Here is a 15,136-nt window from a genome sequence, read left to right on the forward strand (position 1 = left end):
TCTGACACGAACCCGTCACGACGGACATTATTCCGGCCGCCCACCGCGCGTCACCTCGAGCGGAGGCGCGGGACCGGCCGCCCCCGAAGGCCGTGTCGATTAATTGCTTCCCGCGACCGTAGCGCCGGGTGAGCATGCCCAGCACGGGCCGATCCTCAAGCGATCGCCCAGGGGAGGACGCGGGAGTCCGTTGCGGGGCCGTTCAGGGCGGCATCCGCGAGCACATCGGGGCTGCCGCCGGGCGCGGCGCGAGGGGAGATCGTCATGCACTGGAACACCGTCCGCCCAATCGCGGCAATTGCCGGCTATGCCGCGCTTTGCTGCCTTGCCATCGGTCCGGGCTGCGCCTCGGCCGCGGAATTGCTCAAAGCCCGGCTCGCGCAAAACCTCGGACCGATCTCCGGCCTTGCAATCGTCGCCAAATCGAAGGGGATTTTCGAAAAGAACGGACTGGACATCACGGTCTCGAACTTCACGTCCGGCAAGCAGTGCCTGGACACCGTGATCGGGGGCGGCGCCGACATCGCGACGACGGCGGAGGCGCCGGTCACCGCTTCGGCGATGGCAAACCAGCCCATCGCCTTCATCGCCGGCATGGAATATTCCGACCTCAAGACGGTCGTTGCGGCCAAGGCCGGCGTCAAGACCAAGGCAGAGCTTCGCGGCAAGCGAATCGGATTCACGGCCGGCACCGGCAGCGAGGTCTACACGGCGACGTTGCTGAAGTCGGCGGGATTGACTGCCAAGGATGTCACCCTCGTCAACCTGCGGCCGCAGGAAATGCTGCCGGCACTTGCAGCCGGAAGCATCGACGCGATCGACACTTGGGAACCCCACATCGCCAACGCGAAGAAGGCCCTGGGCGAAGCCGTCGCTGAGCTCGATACAACGGGCACCTACTCCGAGACGTTCAACATCGTCGTCATGAAAACCTATCTGGATGCCAACCCTGCGGTGGTCGAGAAGTTCATCGCCGCACTGATCGATGCCGAGGTCTGGGTGAAGGCACATCAGAACGAAGCGATCACGGTGGTGGCGGACGCGGTCGGCATGAAGCGTGACGACCTCGCTCCCATCTGGGCCGACTATGTCTACCGGGTGCGTCTCGACGATCGGCTGATCGAGATCCTCAAGACTCACTCCGCATGGCGCCTCGAGAGCGGCAACCATCCTCCGGGAGCGGCGATGCCCGACTTCAGCAAGGTCGTCGTCGCCGAGCCACTGAAGAAGGTCGACCCCGCACGCGTCACCCTCTCGTGGAAATAGACACCCGCACAGCCATGCAGGACGGCACTTCAGCACGACAGGAAATTGCTCTCCGCACCGACGGTCACGGTCGGCGGCCGAATTCAGCCCGTCTTCGCCGTCTCAACATTCTGGTCGGGGCGCTTTCGCTTCCCTTGTTCGTCGGTCTCTGGGAACTGGTCTCCCGTTCCGGGGCCGTCAACATGGTGCTGTTTCCGCCGCCGACGGTGGTTGCTGCGGCGGTCCTCGAGTGGATACGAAGCGGACAGTTCCTTGGCGATCTGCTGGCCAGCCTCTTTCGCGTCACCACGGGGTTCATCGTGGGCGGCGCGCTCGGCATCCTGCTCGGCATCCTCACCGGCCAATTCCCTGTCATCTCGAGCTTGCTCTCCCCGCTATTCCATATCCTGCGGCCAATTCCGCCGATTGCCTTCGTGCCGATCGTCATCCTCTGGTTCGGCCTGTCGGAAGCGGGAAAACTGTTCCTCGTCGTATGGGGCGTGTTCTTCACGGTTTGGCTTTCGACCCACATCGGCGTGCAAAAGGTCGACCGCGGCCTCATTCGGGCGGCGTTGATGCTCGGCACGCCACGGCGGCAGATGCTTCAGGAGATCGTCCTGCTGGGCGCGCTTCCCTACATCGTGGTCGGATTGCGCACCGCCGTCAGCATCTCCTTCTACACGCTTGTCGCGGCCGAACTTGCCGGCGCTTTCGCCGGCATTGTCTACAGGATCGAGATTGCGCAGCAGAATTTGCAAACGGGCCAGGTCATGGGCGGGCTCGCAGCGCTCGGGTTGATTTCGTTCATTGCCGACCGTCTGTTTTCGGCGCTTGCAGAACGTACCGTCTGGTGGCGCTGATGTCGGGACCTCGATCGATCATAAAACTGGCTCTGGCAAGTTCGCCGGCCTCCGTCGAATCGGCGCGGAAACAACCGGCCATTCAAGTCTCAAGCCTGAGCATCGTATTTGACACCAATCGCGGGCAGACCATCGCGGTGGATCGCGTTTCCTTTGACGTGGCGCCTGGCGAGTTCGTTTGCATCGTCGGGCCCTCCGGCTGCGGCAAGTCGACGGTGCTCAATACGATCGCCGGACTGGAAGTGCCGTTTGAAGGCGACATCCTGGTCGAGGGCTCGCGTGTCTACAGCCCGCGCCCCGATGTCGGCATGGTGTTCCAGCAGCCGCATCTTTTCCCCTGGAAGTCTGTCCGCAAGAACATCGCCCACGGCCCCAGGATGCTTGGGAAGTCCACGACGGAAGCGAACGCCATCGCCGACGATCTGATCGCGATGATCGGTCTCAAGCGTTTCGCCGACGCCTATCCGAACACGCTGTCCGGCGGCATGCAACAGCGCGTGGCGATCGCGCGAGCGTTGGCCAATCAGCCCCGCGTGTTGCTGATGGACGAGCCCTTCGGAGCCCTCGACGCCCAGACCCGGGCGGTGATGCAAGACAATCTGCTGGAGCTGCGCGACCGGATCAAGGCGACGATCGTGTTCGTCACCCATGACATCGATGAAGCCATCGTGCTGGCCGACCGCGTTCTCATCATGAGCGCGGGACCCGGCCGCATCCTGCGCGAAGTCGCGGTCAAGCTGCCGCGCCCGCGGTCGAGTGCCGTCATGGTCGAGCCAACCTATCTTTCCCTCAAGAAGGATTGTCTCGACGTCATCCGCGCAGAAGGGCTGCGGGCGTTCAATCAGTCGGACGCGAGCTGATCGCCCAGAACTCGGAAATCGAGCAGCAGCCGGCAGCGCGCTGGCATGGTTCTTGAATAATCGATGCCGGGTCTCACAGTGGAGCCGGCGATGCACAGGGCGAATAGCGCGATAGCGGCAGGCGTGATGCTGGCCGAGTCGGACAATCTCGTCAGGCCGCTGCCCGGCTTGCTGGACGGTCTCAGCCGGGCCGATTGCAATCGGCTGCGTGCGATCGGACGCGAGAAGGCCCTGGAAGCCGGCCAACTCGTTTGGTCTCAGGGCGACACACAGGCCGGGATCTACCTGATCAGCGAGGGACGCATCCGCAGCTACTATGCGGCGCCGTCGGGGCGCGAGGTCACGCTCGCCTACTGGTTTCCCGGCAACTTCGTCGGCGGCCCCGATATATTCGGAACGGGCCCGCACATGTGGACATCGGTTGCGGCCGAACGCAGCCGGTTGACGTTCATGCCCGGACCGGCGCTGCGGCGGCTTGCGCTCGAATCGCCGACGATCGCCGTCGCCTTGCTGGATGCCCTGGCATTCAAGGCGCGATGCTATTCGGCGATGGCCCAGATGCTCGGGACGCGCTCGGTGACCGAGCGGCTGCACAGCCTGTTGATCTTCCTGTCGCACGTCTACGGCGTGAAGCGCGGCGGCGAGATCGTCGTCGGGATGCCGTTTACCCACGGCGATCTCGCCAATCTCATCGGCTCCACCCGCCAATGGGTAACAGTACAACTCGCGCGGCTCCAGGAGGAAGGCGTGATCAGGTACGACAGATCCGTGATTTCGATCCTGGATCTTTCGACGCTCGGGCAAGGGATGGAATAATATCCGCCCTTCAGCCGCCAGACTTCAATTCGAAAGCCGCTCGGCCTGCACTGGCCTCGAACCGCCGCGCCAGTCCGATCAGCGCGCGATCATGCCAGGCCGGCGCCAGCAGGGTCACGCCCATGGGCATGCCGTTCGGCAATGTCGCGTTCGGAACCGCCACGCCGCAGAGATCGAGCAGATTGGCGAAGTACGAGTAGTAGCCGAGGCGATTGTTGAGCGTGATCGGATCGCGATCCATCTCCTCCAGCGTGAACGGCCGCGGTGCGGTCGGGACCACCAGCGCATCGATACCCGCAAAGATCGCCTCGGCGTCGCGGCGAAGTCGGTGCAACCGGTGAATGGCACCAAACGTGTCGATCGCTGAATAGCCGGCGGCTGAGCCCAGCACGGTCCTCGTGATGTCAAGCAGGGAGCCGGAATCGATGTCCATCAGCGAAGCGATGGCCGAGTGCCGCTCCGCGACCCAGGGCCCGCTGAACATCAACTCCCCGGCCTGGCGGAACGGGGCGAAGTCCACCTCGATCGCCGTTCCTCCGATCTGCGTGAAACGCTCGCAGGCGCGCTCATAGAGCTCGCCGCATTCCGGCATGCCGAAGCATTCGAGATCGGCGGACGCGATGCGGCCGAACCGGAACGATGGCACCGTCCCTGTGGCGAAAGAAAAGGCCCTGGGCACGCGGCTGTAGGGATCTTCGAAATCGAACCCCTCGATAATTTCGATGATCGCCTCGCCGTCGCTGACGGTATTGCAGAACACCGAGACGCAATCGATCGTCGGGCAATTCGGCACCAGCCCGCGTGATGACACCAGCCCAACGGTCGGCTTGATTCCGACGATGTTGTTGAAGCCGGCAGGTATGCGGCCGGATCCGCCGGTATCGGTGCCGAGCGCGAACGCGACGTGCCCGGCCGCCACGGCGACCGCGGACCCGGAACTGGAGCCGCCCGAAACATAGCGCGCGTCGGCAACCGACGCGCAGGGGCCATAGGGCGAACGCGCGCCGGACAGGCCTGTGGCGAACTGGTCGAGATTGGTCTTTCCGAGACAAATTGCGCCGGCCGCGGTGAGGCGTTCGACGCTGTGCGCGGAATGCCAGGGCGTGTAGCTGAACGCCGGGCATGCGGCGGTGGTCGGCATTCCCTCGACGTCGATATTGTCCTTCACACCGAAGGGAATGCCGAGCAGCGGAAGATTTTCGCCCGTCCGCGCGCGCGCCACCAGCTTGCGGCATTCTTCCAGCGCCTCCTCCCGCGGGCGGAGATAGATCCAGCAATTGCGCTCGCGCTCGGCCTCGATCCGGTCGTACGCCGTTTCGATCGCCTCCAGCGCCGATGACGAATTCCTGGCGATGGTTTCGTGATTTGTCCTGGAGCGCGCGACAGACTGACTCACCGAATATCTCCTTCGCTGACCGGCAGGCGCGAAATTGCGGGAGCAGCGCGCGGGCAACAAGCAATTAAGTGCTTCGCCCAAATGGTCGGCCGGATCGGGGATAAATGCGGCTCAAAGAAAAAGGCGCCGTGCCGAAGCACGACGCCCTGATTGTTCAATTCGCTCGCGATCAGTTGGTCTGCTGGATCGCCGACAATTCCCAGGTGCCGCCCGGGCGTCGGGCGAAGGTCCAGACTTCGGTGACCTCACCCGGCTGCTCGCTGCCGGCAACCACAGCGCCGGTGTTGCGGTCAAGCGTCTTGTCGGTGAGCGCGAAGCGCAGCGCCACCGTGGCGTAGTCGGTCTCGCCCTCGCGCCAGGCTTCCGCGAGGTCGCCCTGCAACAGCTTCACGTTCGTGACCTTGTTGACGACGTTGCGCGCGCGGTTCTGGCCGAGGTCCTGCTCGAAATAGGAGACCATTTCCGGCGTCGCGAGCGTGTGCAGCTTGGCCACGTCCTCGTTCGACCATGCGGTCTGGACATCGCCGAGCAGGCGCTCGAACGCCTCATAGTCGACCGGCTTGATCTCGAGCGGCGCGTTGTTGGCGCCGAAACCGAAGCCGCCGAGACCGCCACCGAGGCCGCTGCGATAGCTCGTCTGCGGTCCCGGACCGCTACCTGCATCAGCGTTGGCATAGGCCGCCTGCGGCGTGTGGCGGCGCTGCCACCACGACATCGCCAGCCGCACCACGAACACCACGAGCACGATCTGGATGATCAGGCCCAGGATCGACGACAGGCCGCCGAGGCCGCCGAACAGGCCGCCGCCGAACAGCATGCCCAGGAGGCCTGCACCGAGGAAGCCGGCCGCAAGGCCGCCCAGGAAACCGCCGCCGCGGCCGAACAGGCCGCCGCGCGCGGGCGCGGTCGCGGCCGAATTCATGCCTGCGCCCGGCTGGGTGTAGGTGCGGTTGAACTGCGAGGTCGAGCCCGGCGCGGTCGTGGTTGACGGCGGCGCCGAATAGGTCCGCGAGCCGCGCGAACCCGACGACATGCCGCCACCGACGCGCGCGTCGGCGGACGAGATCGCCAGCGCTGTCGGCAGCGCAAGCGCCAGCACGACGGCGATCGTCTTGAAGAGACTGCGGGAGCGTTGCGAGAAATTCATGTTCGTTTCCCAAATCCCCGGCATGGGGACGTGCCCCTAAGATGGTCAGCCGGAGCGAAAAGTGAAGCCGGTTTCGGAACTTGTAGCTGCGGCCCTCAGTCGCGGGGATGTGGCAAAAGCCCATATTTGGCGGGGGTTTGGCCGGGCCGCGCGCGAAGGGCCATGGTCGCCCGTTACCGGCGGCCTTTAGGGCTAAAATTTCGCTTTTTCCTCGTCATTGAGCCCTTGGGACAAGGCAATCCAGTCTGGTTCCGCGGAGACAGTCTGGATTGCTTCGCCACGTTCGCAATGACGGTGTTGGGACAATTGCGCGCGGTCTCCTCGATGTCGTCCTGGCGAACGCCAGGACCCATTACCCCAAGAGGCGGTTTGGCGAAGACTGGTCGTTCGGGATTGGCAGCGCGCGCAATCGATGGATCACGCGGTATAAGCCCTGGCGTTCGCCAGGACGACGGCAGAGATTGCCGCGCGGTGTGTGCATCCCACGCGCAGCGCTCACCCCTGCTTCGTCATCGTCTCCTTCACCGCCGCCACGAGCTGGCTGAGCGTGAATGGCTTTGGCAGGAAGTCGAACTGCTGGCCCTCGGGCAAGCTCTTCTCGAACGCGTCCTCGGCGTAGCCGGAGACGAAGATGAACTTGATATCAGGGTTCTTCTCGCGCATCGCCTTCAGCAGCGTCGGGCCGTCCATCTCCGGCATCACCACGTCGGAGACGACGAGATCGATCGCACCGCTCTGCTCCTCCAGCATCTCCATGGCCTCGACGCCGTTCTCGGCCTCGACCACGGTGTAGCCGCGCGAGCGCAGGCCGCGTGCGTTGAGGGCGCGCAGGCCTTCTTCATCCTCGACGAGAAGGATCGTGCCTTGTCCGGTCAGATCGGTGCGCGGCTTTGCTTCGGCCGTGGCGGGCACGGCTTCCTTCGCGGCGCCATTGGCCGTGCTGACCACTGCCGCGGGCTGCTCGACCTGCACCTCCGGCTCGGCATGGTGGCGCGGCAGGAAGATGTGGAACGAGGTACCCTGCCCCGGCTCGGAGTCGACATAGATGAAGCCGCCGGTCTGCTTGACGATGCCGTAGACGGTGGAGAGGCCGAGGCCGGTGCCCTTGCCGACTTCCTTGGTCGAGAAGAACGGCTCGAAGATCTTGTCGCGGATGTCGGCGGGGATGCCGGTGCCCGTGTCGGCGACCTCGATCCGCACATAGTCCGCCGCCGGCATGCCCTTGTAGGCGAGCTTGCCCGCATCCTCGGTGGCGACGTTGGCGGTGCGGATGATCAGCTTGCCGCCGTCGGGCATGGCGTCGCGGGCGTTCACCGCGAGATTGACGATCACCTGCTCGAACTGGGAGACGTCGACCTTCACCGGCCAGAGGTCGCGGCCGTGGATCAGATCGAGCTTGACCTTCTCGCCGATCAGCCGGCGCAGCAGCATGGTGAGGTCGGAAAGCGCATCGCCGAGATCCAGCACCTGCGGGCGCAGCGTCTGCCGCCGCGAGAACGCGAGCAACTGCCGCACCAGCGTCGCGGCGCGCGTCGCGTTCTGCTTGATCTGCATGATGTCCTGGAACGACGGATCGGTCGGCTTGTGCGCGTTCAGCAGGAAGTCGTTCGCCATCATAATGGCGGACAGCACGTTGTTGAAGTCGTGGGCGATGCCGCCGGCGAGCTGGCCGACCGTCTCCATCTTCTGCGACTGGTTGATCTGGTTCTCCAGCGCGCGCCGCTCGGTGGTCTCGAGCATGTGCACGATGGCGGCTTCAGCGTCGTTCTCGGCAGCGTCGACCGGCGTGACGAAGAACTGGCCCCAGCGCTCCTTGGTTCCTTCCAGCGCCACCTCGACCGGCGCGATGTCGGCCTTGCCTTCCGCGGCCTGGTTGATGGCCGTGATCACAAGGTGGCGGTCACGTGAATTGATGGCGCGGAAGATCGACTTGCTGGCGCTGTCGAGGCCGAGTCCCTGCGCGAGCTTGGCGTAGCGCGCGTTCGCGCGCACGACGTTGCCGCCGCGGTCGACGGTGGCGATCGCCATCGGCGTGTGGTCGAAGAAGCGCATGAAACGCACTTCGGCGGCGCGGTCCGGATCGCTGCGCTCGTCGCGGGCGCGGCTGATCACGAGCGTGCGCGACGGCCCCGGCGCGCCGTCGGCGCCGAAGGCGAGCTTGTGATAGAGCCGCACCGGCATGGTCTTGCCGGTGCGCATGCGCAGGTCGATGTCGAAGACCTCGGTCTTCACCTCGCCCGGCACGGCCACGATGGAGCTGAGCAGCGAAGCGCCGTCGCCGGAGACGATGTCGGCGAGCTTCAGCCCGCCCGAGCCGATCTCGGCGAGGTCGTAATCGAGCCAGTTCGCCAGCGTCGCGTTGACGTAAGCGAGCTCGCCGGCCGGATTGACCGAGAAGAAGCCGCAAGGCGCGTGATCGAGATATTCGATCGCATGCTGGAGCTCCTGGAACACGTCCTCCTGGCGCTCGCGGTCGCGGGTGATGTCGGCGATCGACCACACCGCGTATTTCGCCTCGCGCTTTCCGGTGCCGAGCGGGCGCACCCGCATGCGCAGCCAGCGGCCCTGGCTGCCGTCATGGCCGGAGATGCGCACCTCTTCCTGCTGCCGCTTGCCCTCTCGGGCGGCCTTCAGCAGACGGAACACGGCTTCGGAGACGTCGGGATTGCCGATGAAGACGCGCTCGACGGGGCGCACGTCCTGCGGGCCCGTGGCGCCGGTCAGGGTCAGATAGGCCGCGTTGGAATAGACCACATGGCCGCGCGGATCGGTCACGGCCAGCCCGTCGAAGCCATGATCGGCGATACGACCCACGACTGGATCGTCGAGACTGCGGTCGGCGAAGCGGATGATGCCGGCAGCGAAGGCGAACAGGTTGAACAGGCCGACCATCGCCAGCACGGCGAGGATACCGAGGATATAGGGCTGCGCCTGCGCGCGGCCGAGCGTCATCAGCCCGACGGCGACCGCGACCAGGCCGGCGGCCACCAGCAGCACCAGCGCAATGCTGCCCGAGCGCGGCGAAGGCTCGTGCGCCGCAACGGGCTCGCGTGTGAGGTCGTGGTCGGTCTCAGCAGTCATCTCGAGCTGGCGCAGCCTGTCGGCAGAGAATCAACGCGCTGCGGCGCGCGTGGGGTCCTCCCTGCCTGAATCGGACCCGCAGGCGCAAGGGCAGCAAGGGCGAAAGGTACGCTGATTCCCAGATTACGGCCATTTCCGGTACTTTTCGGGTATTTTATCCCCGCCCGGCGCCGAATCCGCGCTTCAGCCGCATGACGTAGCCGATGACCTCGGCGACCGCATGGTAGTGCTCGGTCGGGATTTCCTGGTCGATCTCGACGGTGGCGTAGAGCGCACGGGCCAGCGGCACGTTCTCGACGATGGGGATGTCGTGCTCGCGCGCGATCTCCCTGATCTTGAAGGCGAGATTGTCGACGCCCTTGGCGACGCAGATCGGTGCCTGCATGCCGCGCTCGTAGGACAGCGCCACCGAATAGTGGGTCGGGTTGGTGATGATCACGGAGGCCTTGGGAACCGCCGCCATCATGCGCTTCTTGGCGCGCTGCTGCCGCAGCTGCCTGATCTTGCCCTTGATGTGCGGGTCGCCTTCGGACTGCTTGAACTCTTCCTTGATCTCCTGGAGCGACATCTTCTGCCGCTGGAACCAGCTTCGGTACTGGAAGAAGTAGTCGCCTATGGCGATGATCGCGAGCGCCGCGACCACCGCGCCGAGCAGGTGAATGGTCAAGCTGGTGGTGGCGCCGAGCATGGCGGCCGGATCGAGCCTGACCATCGCCTCCATGCGATGCCGCTCCGGCCACAGGATCGTGCCCATGACCACGCCGAGCACGATCAGCTTGCCGAGGCCTTTCAGGAAGTTCGCGGCCGCCTGCTTGCCGAAGATGCGCTTGAAACCGGCCGCGGGCGAGAGCTTGCTGAATTTGGGCTTGAGGGATTCGGCCGACCAGACCAGGCGGTGCTGGAGCATGTTGCCGGCGACGGCCGCCAGCACCAGCATCAGCAGGGGCACGCCGATCGCCGCAAGCACCGCGAATTCGATCTGCTGCAGCAGCGCAAGCAGGGCCCGGCCGTCGGTCTTGATCATCCAGGAATTGGCGAGCAGGTTGCGCATCGGCGTCACCAGCCCGCTGCCCACCGAGCCCGAGAAGGTCGAGACCACGAGCGTGCCGCCAGCGATCATGAACCAGGTGTTGATCTCCTGGCTCTTGGCGACGTCGCCGCGTTCGAGCGCCTCGTCGAGGCGTTTTTGCGTCGGGTCTTCTGTTTGGCTCTCTGGATCGTTGTCTTCCGCCATCGATCACCTACTTGAGCGGCATCATCTGGTGCATGACACCGATGAAATAGTCCAGAAAGGTGCCCATCATCGCGGTGAGCACCACGGCCAGCACCAGGAAGCCGGCGAAGATCGACAGCGGCACGCCGACGAAATAGACCTGCATCTGCGGCATCAGCCGCGCCAGCACCCCGAGCCCAATGTTGAAGACGAGGCCGAACACCAGGAACGGTCCGGAGAGCTGCAGGCCGAGGCGGAACGCGGCGGCGAAGGCGCGCGTTGCAAGCGAGGCGACATCGCCGCTGGACACGGTCTCGCCCGGCGAGAAGATCGCATAGCTGTCGTTCAGCGCCGCGATCACCAGGTGATGGCTGTCGGTGGCGAACAGCAGCGTCACCCCGAGCATGGTCAGGAAGTTGCCGACCAGCACGCCCTGCTGTCCCTGCGTCGGATCGACCGAGGTGACGAAGCCGAGCCCCATCTGCTGCGCGATCACGGAACCCGCAACCTGGAGCGCCGACAGCGTCACGCGCGCGGTTGCCCCCAGCACGATGCCGATCGCGATCTCATGCAACATCAGCACCAGAAGCGGCGCCAGCGAGCCCATGTCGACGTGATAGGCGCTGCGATGCAGCGGCAGGATGATCAGCGTGAGCAGGAGCGCGATCGACAGCTTCACCCGCGTCGGGATGTTGGTCTCGCCCAGGCCCGGCAACAGCATCACCATCGCGCCGACCCGGGCGAAGACGAGCATGAAGGCCGCCGCAAGCGCCGGCAGCAGCGAGACGTCGATGCGCATAATCTACGCATCTTGCCTCAGCCGCCGATGATTCGCGACGATATCCGCAGCATGTGGGCGTGGAGCGAGTCGGCCATGAACGGCAGCGCCAACAGCATTGTGGCGAAGATGGCCAGAATCTTCGGCACGTAGATCAGCGTCTGCTCCTGGATCTGCGTCAGCGCCTGGAACAGCGACACGATCACGCCGACCACAAGGCCGACCACCATCAGGGGCGACGACACGATCACGATCGTCCAGATCGCATCGCGCGCGACGTCGAGGGTCTCGGGTCCGGTCATTTTCGATTTCTCACTTTGAATTGTTTGTCGTCATTCCGGGGCTCGCGAAGCGAGAACCCGGAATCTCGGGATTCCGGGTTCGGTGCTTCGCACCGCCCCGGAATGACGTGCCTAAAAATCAGATCGGCATCTTCATGATGTCTTCATACGCCGAGATTACGCGGTCGCGGACCGAGACCAGCGTGGAGACGGCAACGTCGGTGTCAGCGACCGCCGTCACCACGTCCATCACGTTGGCCTTGCCGGCGGCCATCGCCACGGTCTGCGCGTCGGATTTGCGCCCGGACTCCATGACGCTGCCGACGGCGTCCTTCAGGAGCGAGGCGAAGGACTGCCCGCTTGCTTCGCTGCCCTTGCCGGCGCCGCTGTTCTCCAGCACGCGGGCAAGGTTGGCATAGGCGTTGGCGGCGATTGTCGGTGATGCCATGGCTCAAATGTCCTGTTCAGCTCTTGAGGATGTCGAGCGTGCGCTGGATCATCCGGCGCGTCGCACTGATGATGTTGAGATTGGCCTCGTAGGACCGCTGCGCGTCGCGCATGTCGGTCATCTCGACCACCGAGTTCACGTTGGGATATTTGACGTTGCCGGTCGCATCGGCGGCCGGATTGTTCGGTTCGTATTTGGTGCGGAAGTTCGACTGGTCCGGCTTGATCCTGCCGAGGGTGACGACCTGCGCGTCGAGCGTGCGGTCGAGCGCGGAGGAGAAGGTCGGCACCTTGCGCCGGTAGGGATCGCCGCCTGCGGTCTGCGACGTCGAATCCGCGTTCGCGATGTTCTCTGAGATCACCCGCATGCGCCCGGCCTGCGCGCGCAGGCCGGAGGTCGCGATCGCCATCGAGCGGGCAAAGTCGCTGCTGTCATTGGCCATGATGCGCCTCCTCTAGCTCTTCTGTTCCGGGATCATGCTCTAGCCCTTGCCGATCGCGGTCTTGAGCAGACGCAGGCTTTTCGAATAGAGCGAGGTCGCCGCCGCGTAGTCCATCTGGTTGCTGGCGGCCTTCATCATCTCCTCTTCGAGATTGACGGCGTTGCCCGCAGGGCGGGTCTCGAAGCCGGCATTCCTGTTCTGGTCGAAACCCGAGGCCGCGCCCGATGGCGTCATGTGAGACGCGCTGGTGACGGTCATTGCCAGCGGGCCCATCGACCCCGTGACCGCGCCAGCCCTGTCGAGCTTCGGCTCGACCAGGTCGCGCGGCCGGAATTTGGGCGTGTCGGAATTGGAGACGTTCTCGGACAGGACGCGCTGGCGTTCCTGATGCCACTGCATCTTGGTGCGAAGCGCCGACAGCACCGGGAGGTCGTTGATGGACATCGTCGCGGCTCCTTCCGCCTCTTCCGGACCCAGGGTCCGAAGCTAGGCAGAATTTGCCGCCTTTATGGTTAACAGGTGGTTAAGGATGTCACAGATGCATGTCCCGGGCCGGGACACGGATTCGTTCCCCCGTGATTCTACGCCTCCAAAAGTGGCATTAACCCAACCGCTTGGCGGCGCATGCACAGGCCAAGAAGTCGTTTTGGATCGGGCGATTCATAGGTTATTAAGAGTTGGGGACGGCAAAACTTGCCGTGGGACGTTAAGAGATCGCAGTTTGGGGCATCGTAGGCCGGTGGTTGGCGCGTCTGACCATTGGCACGAGAAGAGCGCCATTTCTCGGGGACAAGTATGCAAGGCAGCCCTATCACCTTCATCGTCGCGTTCATCGTCGTTCTGGCGTTGATCGGCGTCGCTGCATGGCTGGTTCGCCGATTCGCCAGCAGCCGGCTCGGCGCCAACACCCAGCGCGGCCGGATGCCCCGGCTCGCCGTGATCGATGCTGCCGCCGTCGACGGCCGGCGCCGCCTGGTGCTGGTCCGGCGCGACAATGTCGAACACCTCCTGATGATCGGCGGCCCGACCGACATCGTCGTCGAGCCCAACATCGTGCGCGCCGCGCCCGGCCGCGACCAGCTTCCGCAGCGTCCCAACGCCGCCGAACCGCCGCGCCTTGCCCCGATGCCCGATGCCGGCAGCTGGGCCGACGAAGTGCCGCGGCCCGAGATGCTCGATCATCCCGAGCCGCAAATGCCCGAGCCGCCGCCGCGGCCCGCGCGCCCGTCCTTCGCCGACGAAGTCCGCCGGCCCGCGCCCGCACTGGCCGAACGCCGTAGCGAGCCGCCGCTGGCCGGCTTTCCGCCCGAACCGATCGCGCCGCGTCCCGAGCGCGAGCCGCGGCCTGAGCCGCTGCCGCTACCACCGCGCGTTGCCCGCAGCGAGCCGCCGCTGATGCCGCGTCCGCCGCGCCAAAGCGAGCCGGCGAAGGTGCCGCCCGTGCGCGCCGAGCGCGCGGTTGCGCCGCCGCCTCCGCCCGTGCCGCAGGCTCCGCCCGTTCCGCCGCCGCCCCCCGCGCCTGCTGCGCCCTCGAGCGCCGAACAGAATCTGGCCGAAATGGCGCAGCGGTTAGAGGCTGCGCTGCGCCGCCCGGCCGGCGAGACGGTCGCGCCCCCGGTTGCGCCGGAGCCGCCGGCCGCTCCCCCGCGCGCAGCACGCAGCGAGCCGCCGGCACCCCCGGCCCCGCCGCCGAAGCCTGCCCCGGAAAAGACCAGCTTTGAGAATCTCGAAGACGAGATGGCCTCCCTGCTCGGCCGTCCGAAGCCGTCTTCGTGAGGCTGCCGGCCCTCCCGCGTAGAGTTCTTTTTCTTTCTGTCCTGATCGGCGCGGCTTCGCTCGCAAGCCTGGCGCATGCGCAGGACATCAGCATCAATCTCGGCGGCCAGGGCGGCGGCGTCACCGAGCGCGCGATTCAGCTCATCGCGCTGCTCACGGTGCTGTCGATCGCGCCGTCGATCCTGATCATGATGACGTCGTTCACGCGCATCGTGGTCGTGCTGTCGCTCCTGCGCACCGCGATGGGCACGGCGACCGCGCCGCCGAACTCGGTGATCATCGCGCTCGCGATGTTCCTCACCTTCTTCGTGATGGGGCCGGTCCTGCAAAAATCCTACGACGAAGGCATCCGTCCGCTCGTCGCCAACCAGATCGGCGTCGAGGATGCGCTCCAGCGCGCCTCGGTCCCGTTGCGCGGCTTCATGCAGAAGAACGTGCGCGAGAAGGATCTCAAGCTGTTCCTCGACCTCTCCGGCGAGCCGCCGCCGGCCACCCCCGACGAGCTCGCGCTCCGCATCCTCATCCCCGCCTTCATGATCTCCGAGCTGAAGCGCGCCTTCGAGATCGGCTTCCTGCTGTTCCTGCCCTTCCTGATCATCGACCTCGTCGTCGCCTCCGTGCTGATGTCGATGGGCATGATGATGCTGCCGCCGGCAACGATATCGCTGCCGTTCAAGCTGATCTTCTTCGTTCTGGTCGACGGCTGGTCGCTGGTGGCTGGGAGCTTGGTGCAGAGCTACGGGGGATGAGGCGACAGCCGTCCTCAGGCAACGAAGCCGGACCTGTCTCGCGT

Annotated in this window: 15 protein-coding genes; 6 read left to right on the forward strand and 9 right to left on the reverse strand. The window is 65.3% G+C overall.

Annotated features, from left to right (window positions below):
• The first annotated feature begins 264 nt into the window (after nucleotides 1-264).
• From AAFG50_RS28870 to AAFG50_RS28885, 4 genes are all read left to right on the forward strand, one after another.
• A complete protein-coding gene (locus AAFG50_RS28870; protein WP_028173305.1) occupies nucleotides 265-1,266 on the forward strand; it encodes an NrtA/SsuA/CpmA family ABC transporter substrate-binding protein in 1,002 nt (333 codons plus the stop codon).
• Between the two features lie 134 nt (nucleotides 1,267-1,400).
• A complete protein-coding gene (locus AAFG50_RS28875; protein WP_231166537.1) occupies nucleotides 1,401-2,105 on the forward strand; it encodes an ABC transporter permease in 705 nt (234 codons plus the stop codon).
• Nucleotides 2,106-2,125: 20 nt separating this feature from the next.
• A complete protein-coding gene (locus AAFG50_RS28880; RefSeq protein WP_028173303.1) occupies nucleotides 2,126-2,965 on the forward strand; it encodes an ABC transporter ATP-binding protein in 840 nt (279 codons plus the stop codon).
• A gap of 90 nt (nucleotides 2,966-3,055) precedes the next feature.
• Nucleotides 3,056-3,781: a Crp/Fnr family transcriptional regulator gene (locus AAFG50_RS28885; protein ID WP_028173302.1), complete on the forward strand. Its 726-nt coding sequence runs from the start codon at nucleotides 3,056-3,058 to the stop codon at nucleotides 3,779-3,781.
• Between the two features lie 10 nt (nucleotides 3,782-3,791).
• On the opposite strand, the gene atzF is transcribed toward AAFG50_RS28885, so the two are convergent.
• The 9 genes from atzF to flgB form a co-directional block, all read right to left on the reverse strand.
• A complete protein-coding gene (gene atzF, locus AAFG50_RS28890; protein WP_028173301.1) occupies nucleotides 3,792-5,177 on the reverse strand; it encodes an allophanate hydrolase in 1,386 nt (461 codons plus the stop codon).
• Between the two features lie 169 nt (nucleotides 5,178-5,346).
• Nucleotides 5,347-6,348, reverse strand: coding sequence for a Tim44 domain-containing protein (locus AAFG50_RS28895; protein WP_011088551.1), 1,002 nt, complete (start codon nucleotides 6,346-6,348; stop codon nucleotides 5,347-5,349).
• A 471-nt stretch (nucleotides 6,349-6,819) separates the two neighbouring features.
• Nucleotides 6,820-9,405: a PAS domain-containing protein gene (locus AAFG50_RS28900; RefSeq protein ID WP_028173300.1), complete on the reverse strand. Its 2,586-nt coding sequence runs from the start codon at nucleotides 9,403-9,405 to the stop codon at nucleotides 6,820-6,822.
• Between the two features lie 154 nt (nucleotides 9,406-9,559).
• On the reverse strand, nucleotides 9,560-10,639 hold the full coding sequence (flhB, locus tag AAFG50_RS28905) for a flagellar biosynthesis protein FlhB (RefSeq protein ID WP_028173299.1): 1,080 nt from the start codon (nucleotides 10,637-10,639) through the stop codon (nucleotides 9,560-9,562).
• A 7-nt stretch (nucleotides 10,640-10,646) separates the two neighbouring features.
• Nucleotides 10,647-11,417: a flagellar biosynthetic protein FliR gene (gene fliR / locus AAFG50_RS28910; RefSeq protein ID WP_011088554.1), complete on the reverse strand. Its 771-nt coding sequence runs from the start codon at nucleotides 11,415-11,417 to the stop codon at nucleotides 10,647-10,649.
• A 17-nt stretch (nucleotides 11,418-11,434) separates the two neighbouring features.
• Nucleotides 11,435-11,698, reverse strand: coding sequence for a flagellar biosynthesis protein FliQ (gene fliQ / locus AAFG50_RS28915; RefSeq protein WP_011088555.1), 264 nt, complete (start codon nucleotides 11,696-11,698; stop codon nucleotides 11,435-11,437).
• 118 nt (nucleotides 11,699-11,816) lie between these two features.
• Nucleotides 11,817-12,125 (reverse strand): flagellar hook-basal body complex protein FliE, encoded by a 309-nt coding sequence (fliE, locus tag AAFG50_RS28920; protein ID WP_011088556.1) that lies wholly within the window; start codon nucleotides 12,123-12,125, stop codon nucleotides 11,817-11,819.
• Nucleotides 12,126-12,141: 16 nt separating this feature from the next.
• Nucleotides 12,142-12,567 carry a flagellar basal body rod protein FlgC gene (gene flgC, locus AAFG50_RS28925; protein WP_007602149.1) on the reverse strand — a complete coding sequence of 142 codons (426 nt, stop codon included), beginning with the start codon at nucleotides 12,565-12,567 and terminating at the stop codon, nucleotides 12,142-12,144.
• Between the two features lie 39 nt (nucleotides 12,568-12,606).
• Complete coding sequence (flgB, locus tag AAFG50_RS28930) at nucleotides 12,607-13,011, reverse strand: flagellar basal body rod protein FlgB (protein ID WP_011088557.1); 405 nt, start codon at nucleotides 13,009-13,011, stop codon at nucleotides 12,607-12,609.
• A 351-nt stretch (nucleotides 13,012-13,362) separates the two neighbouring features.
• On the opposite strand from flgB, the gene AAFG50_RS28935 reads away from it, so the two are divergent.
• Nucleotides 13,363-14,343 (forward strand): flagellar biosynthetic protein FliO, encoded by a 981-nt coding sequence (locus AAFG50_RS28935; RefSeq protein ID WP_011088558.1) that lies wholly within the window; start codon nucleotides 13,363-13,365, stop codon nucleotides 14,341-14,343.
• Nucleotides 14,340-15,092, forward strand: coding sequence for a flagellar type III secretion system pore protein FliP (fliP, locus tag AAFG50_RS28940; RefSeq protein WP_028173298.1), 753 nt, complete (start codon nucleotides 14,340-14,342; stop codon nucleotides 15,090-15,092). Before AAFG50_RS28935 ends, fliP begins: the two co-directional genes overlap by 4 nt.
• Nucleotides 15,093-15,136 lie beyond the last annotated feature (44 nt).

Origin of the sequence: Bradyrhizobium sp. B039, assembly GCF_038965675.1 — a bacterium.
GTDB lineage: Bacteria > Pseudomonadota > Alphaproteobacteria > Rhizobiales > Xanthobacteraceae > Bradyrhizobium > Bradyrhizobium diazoefficiens.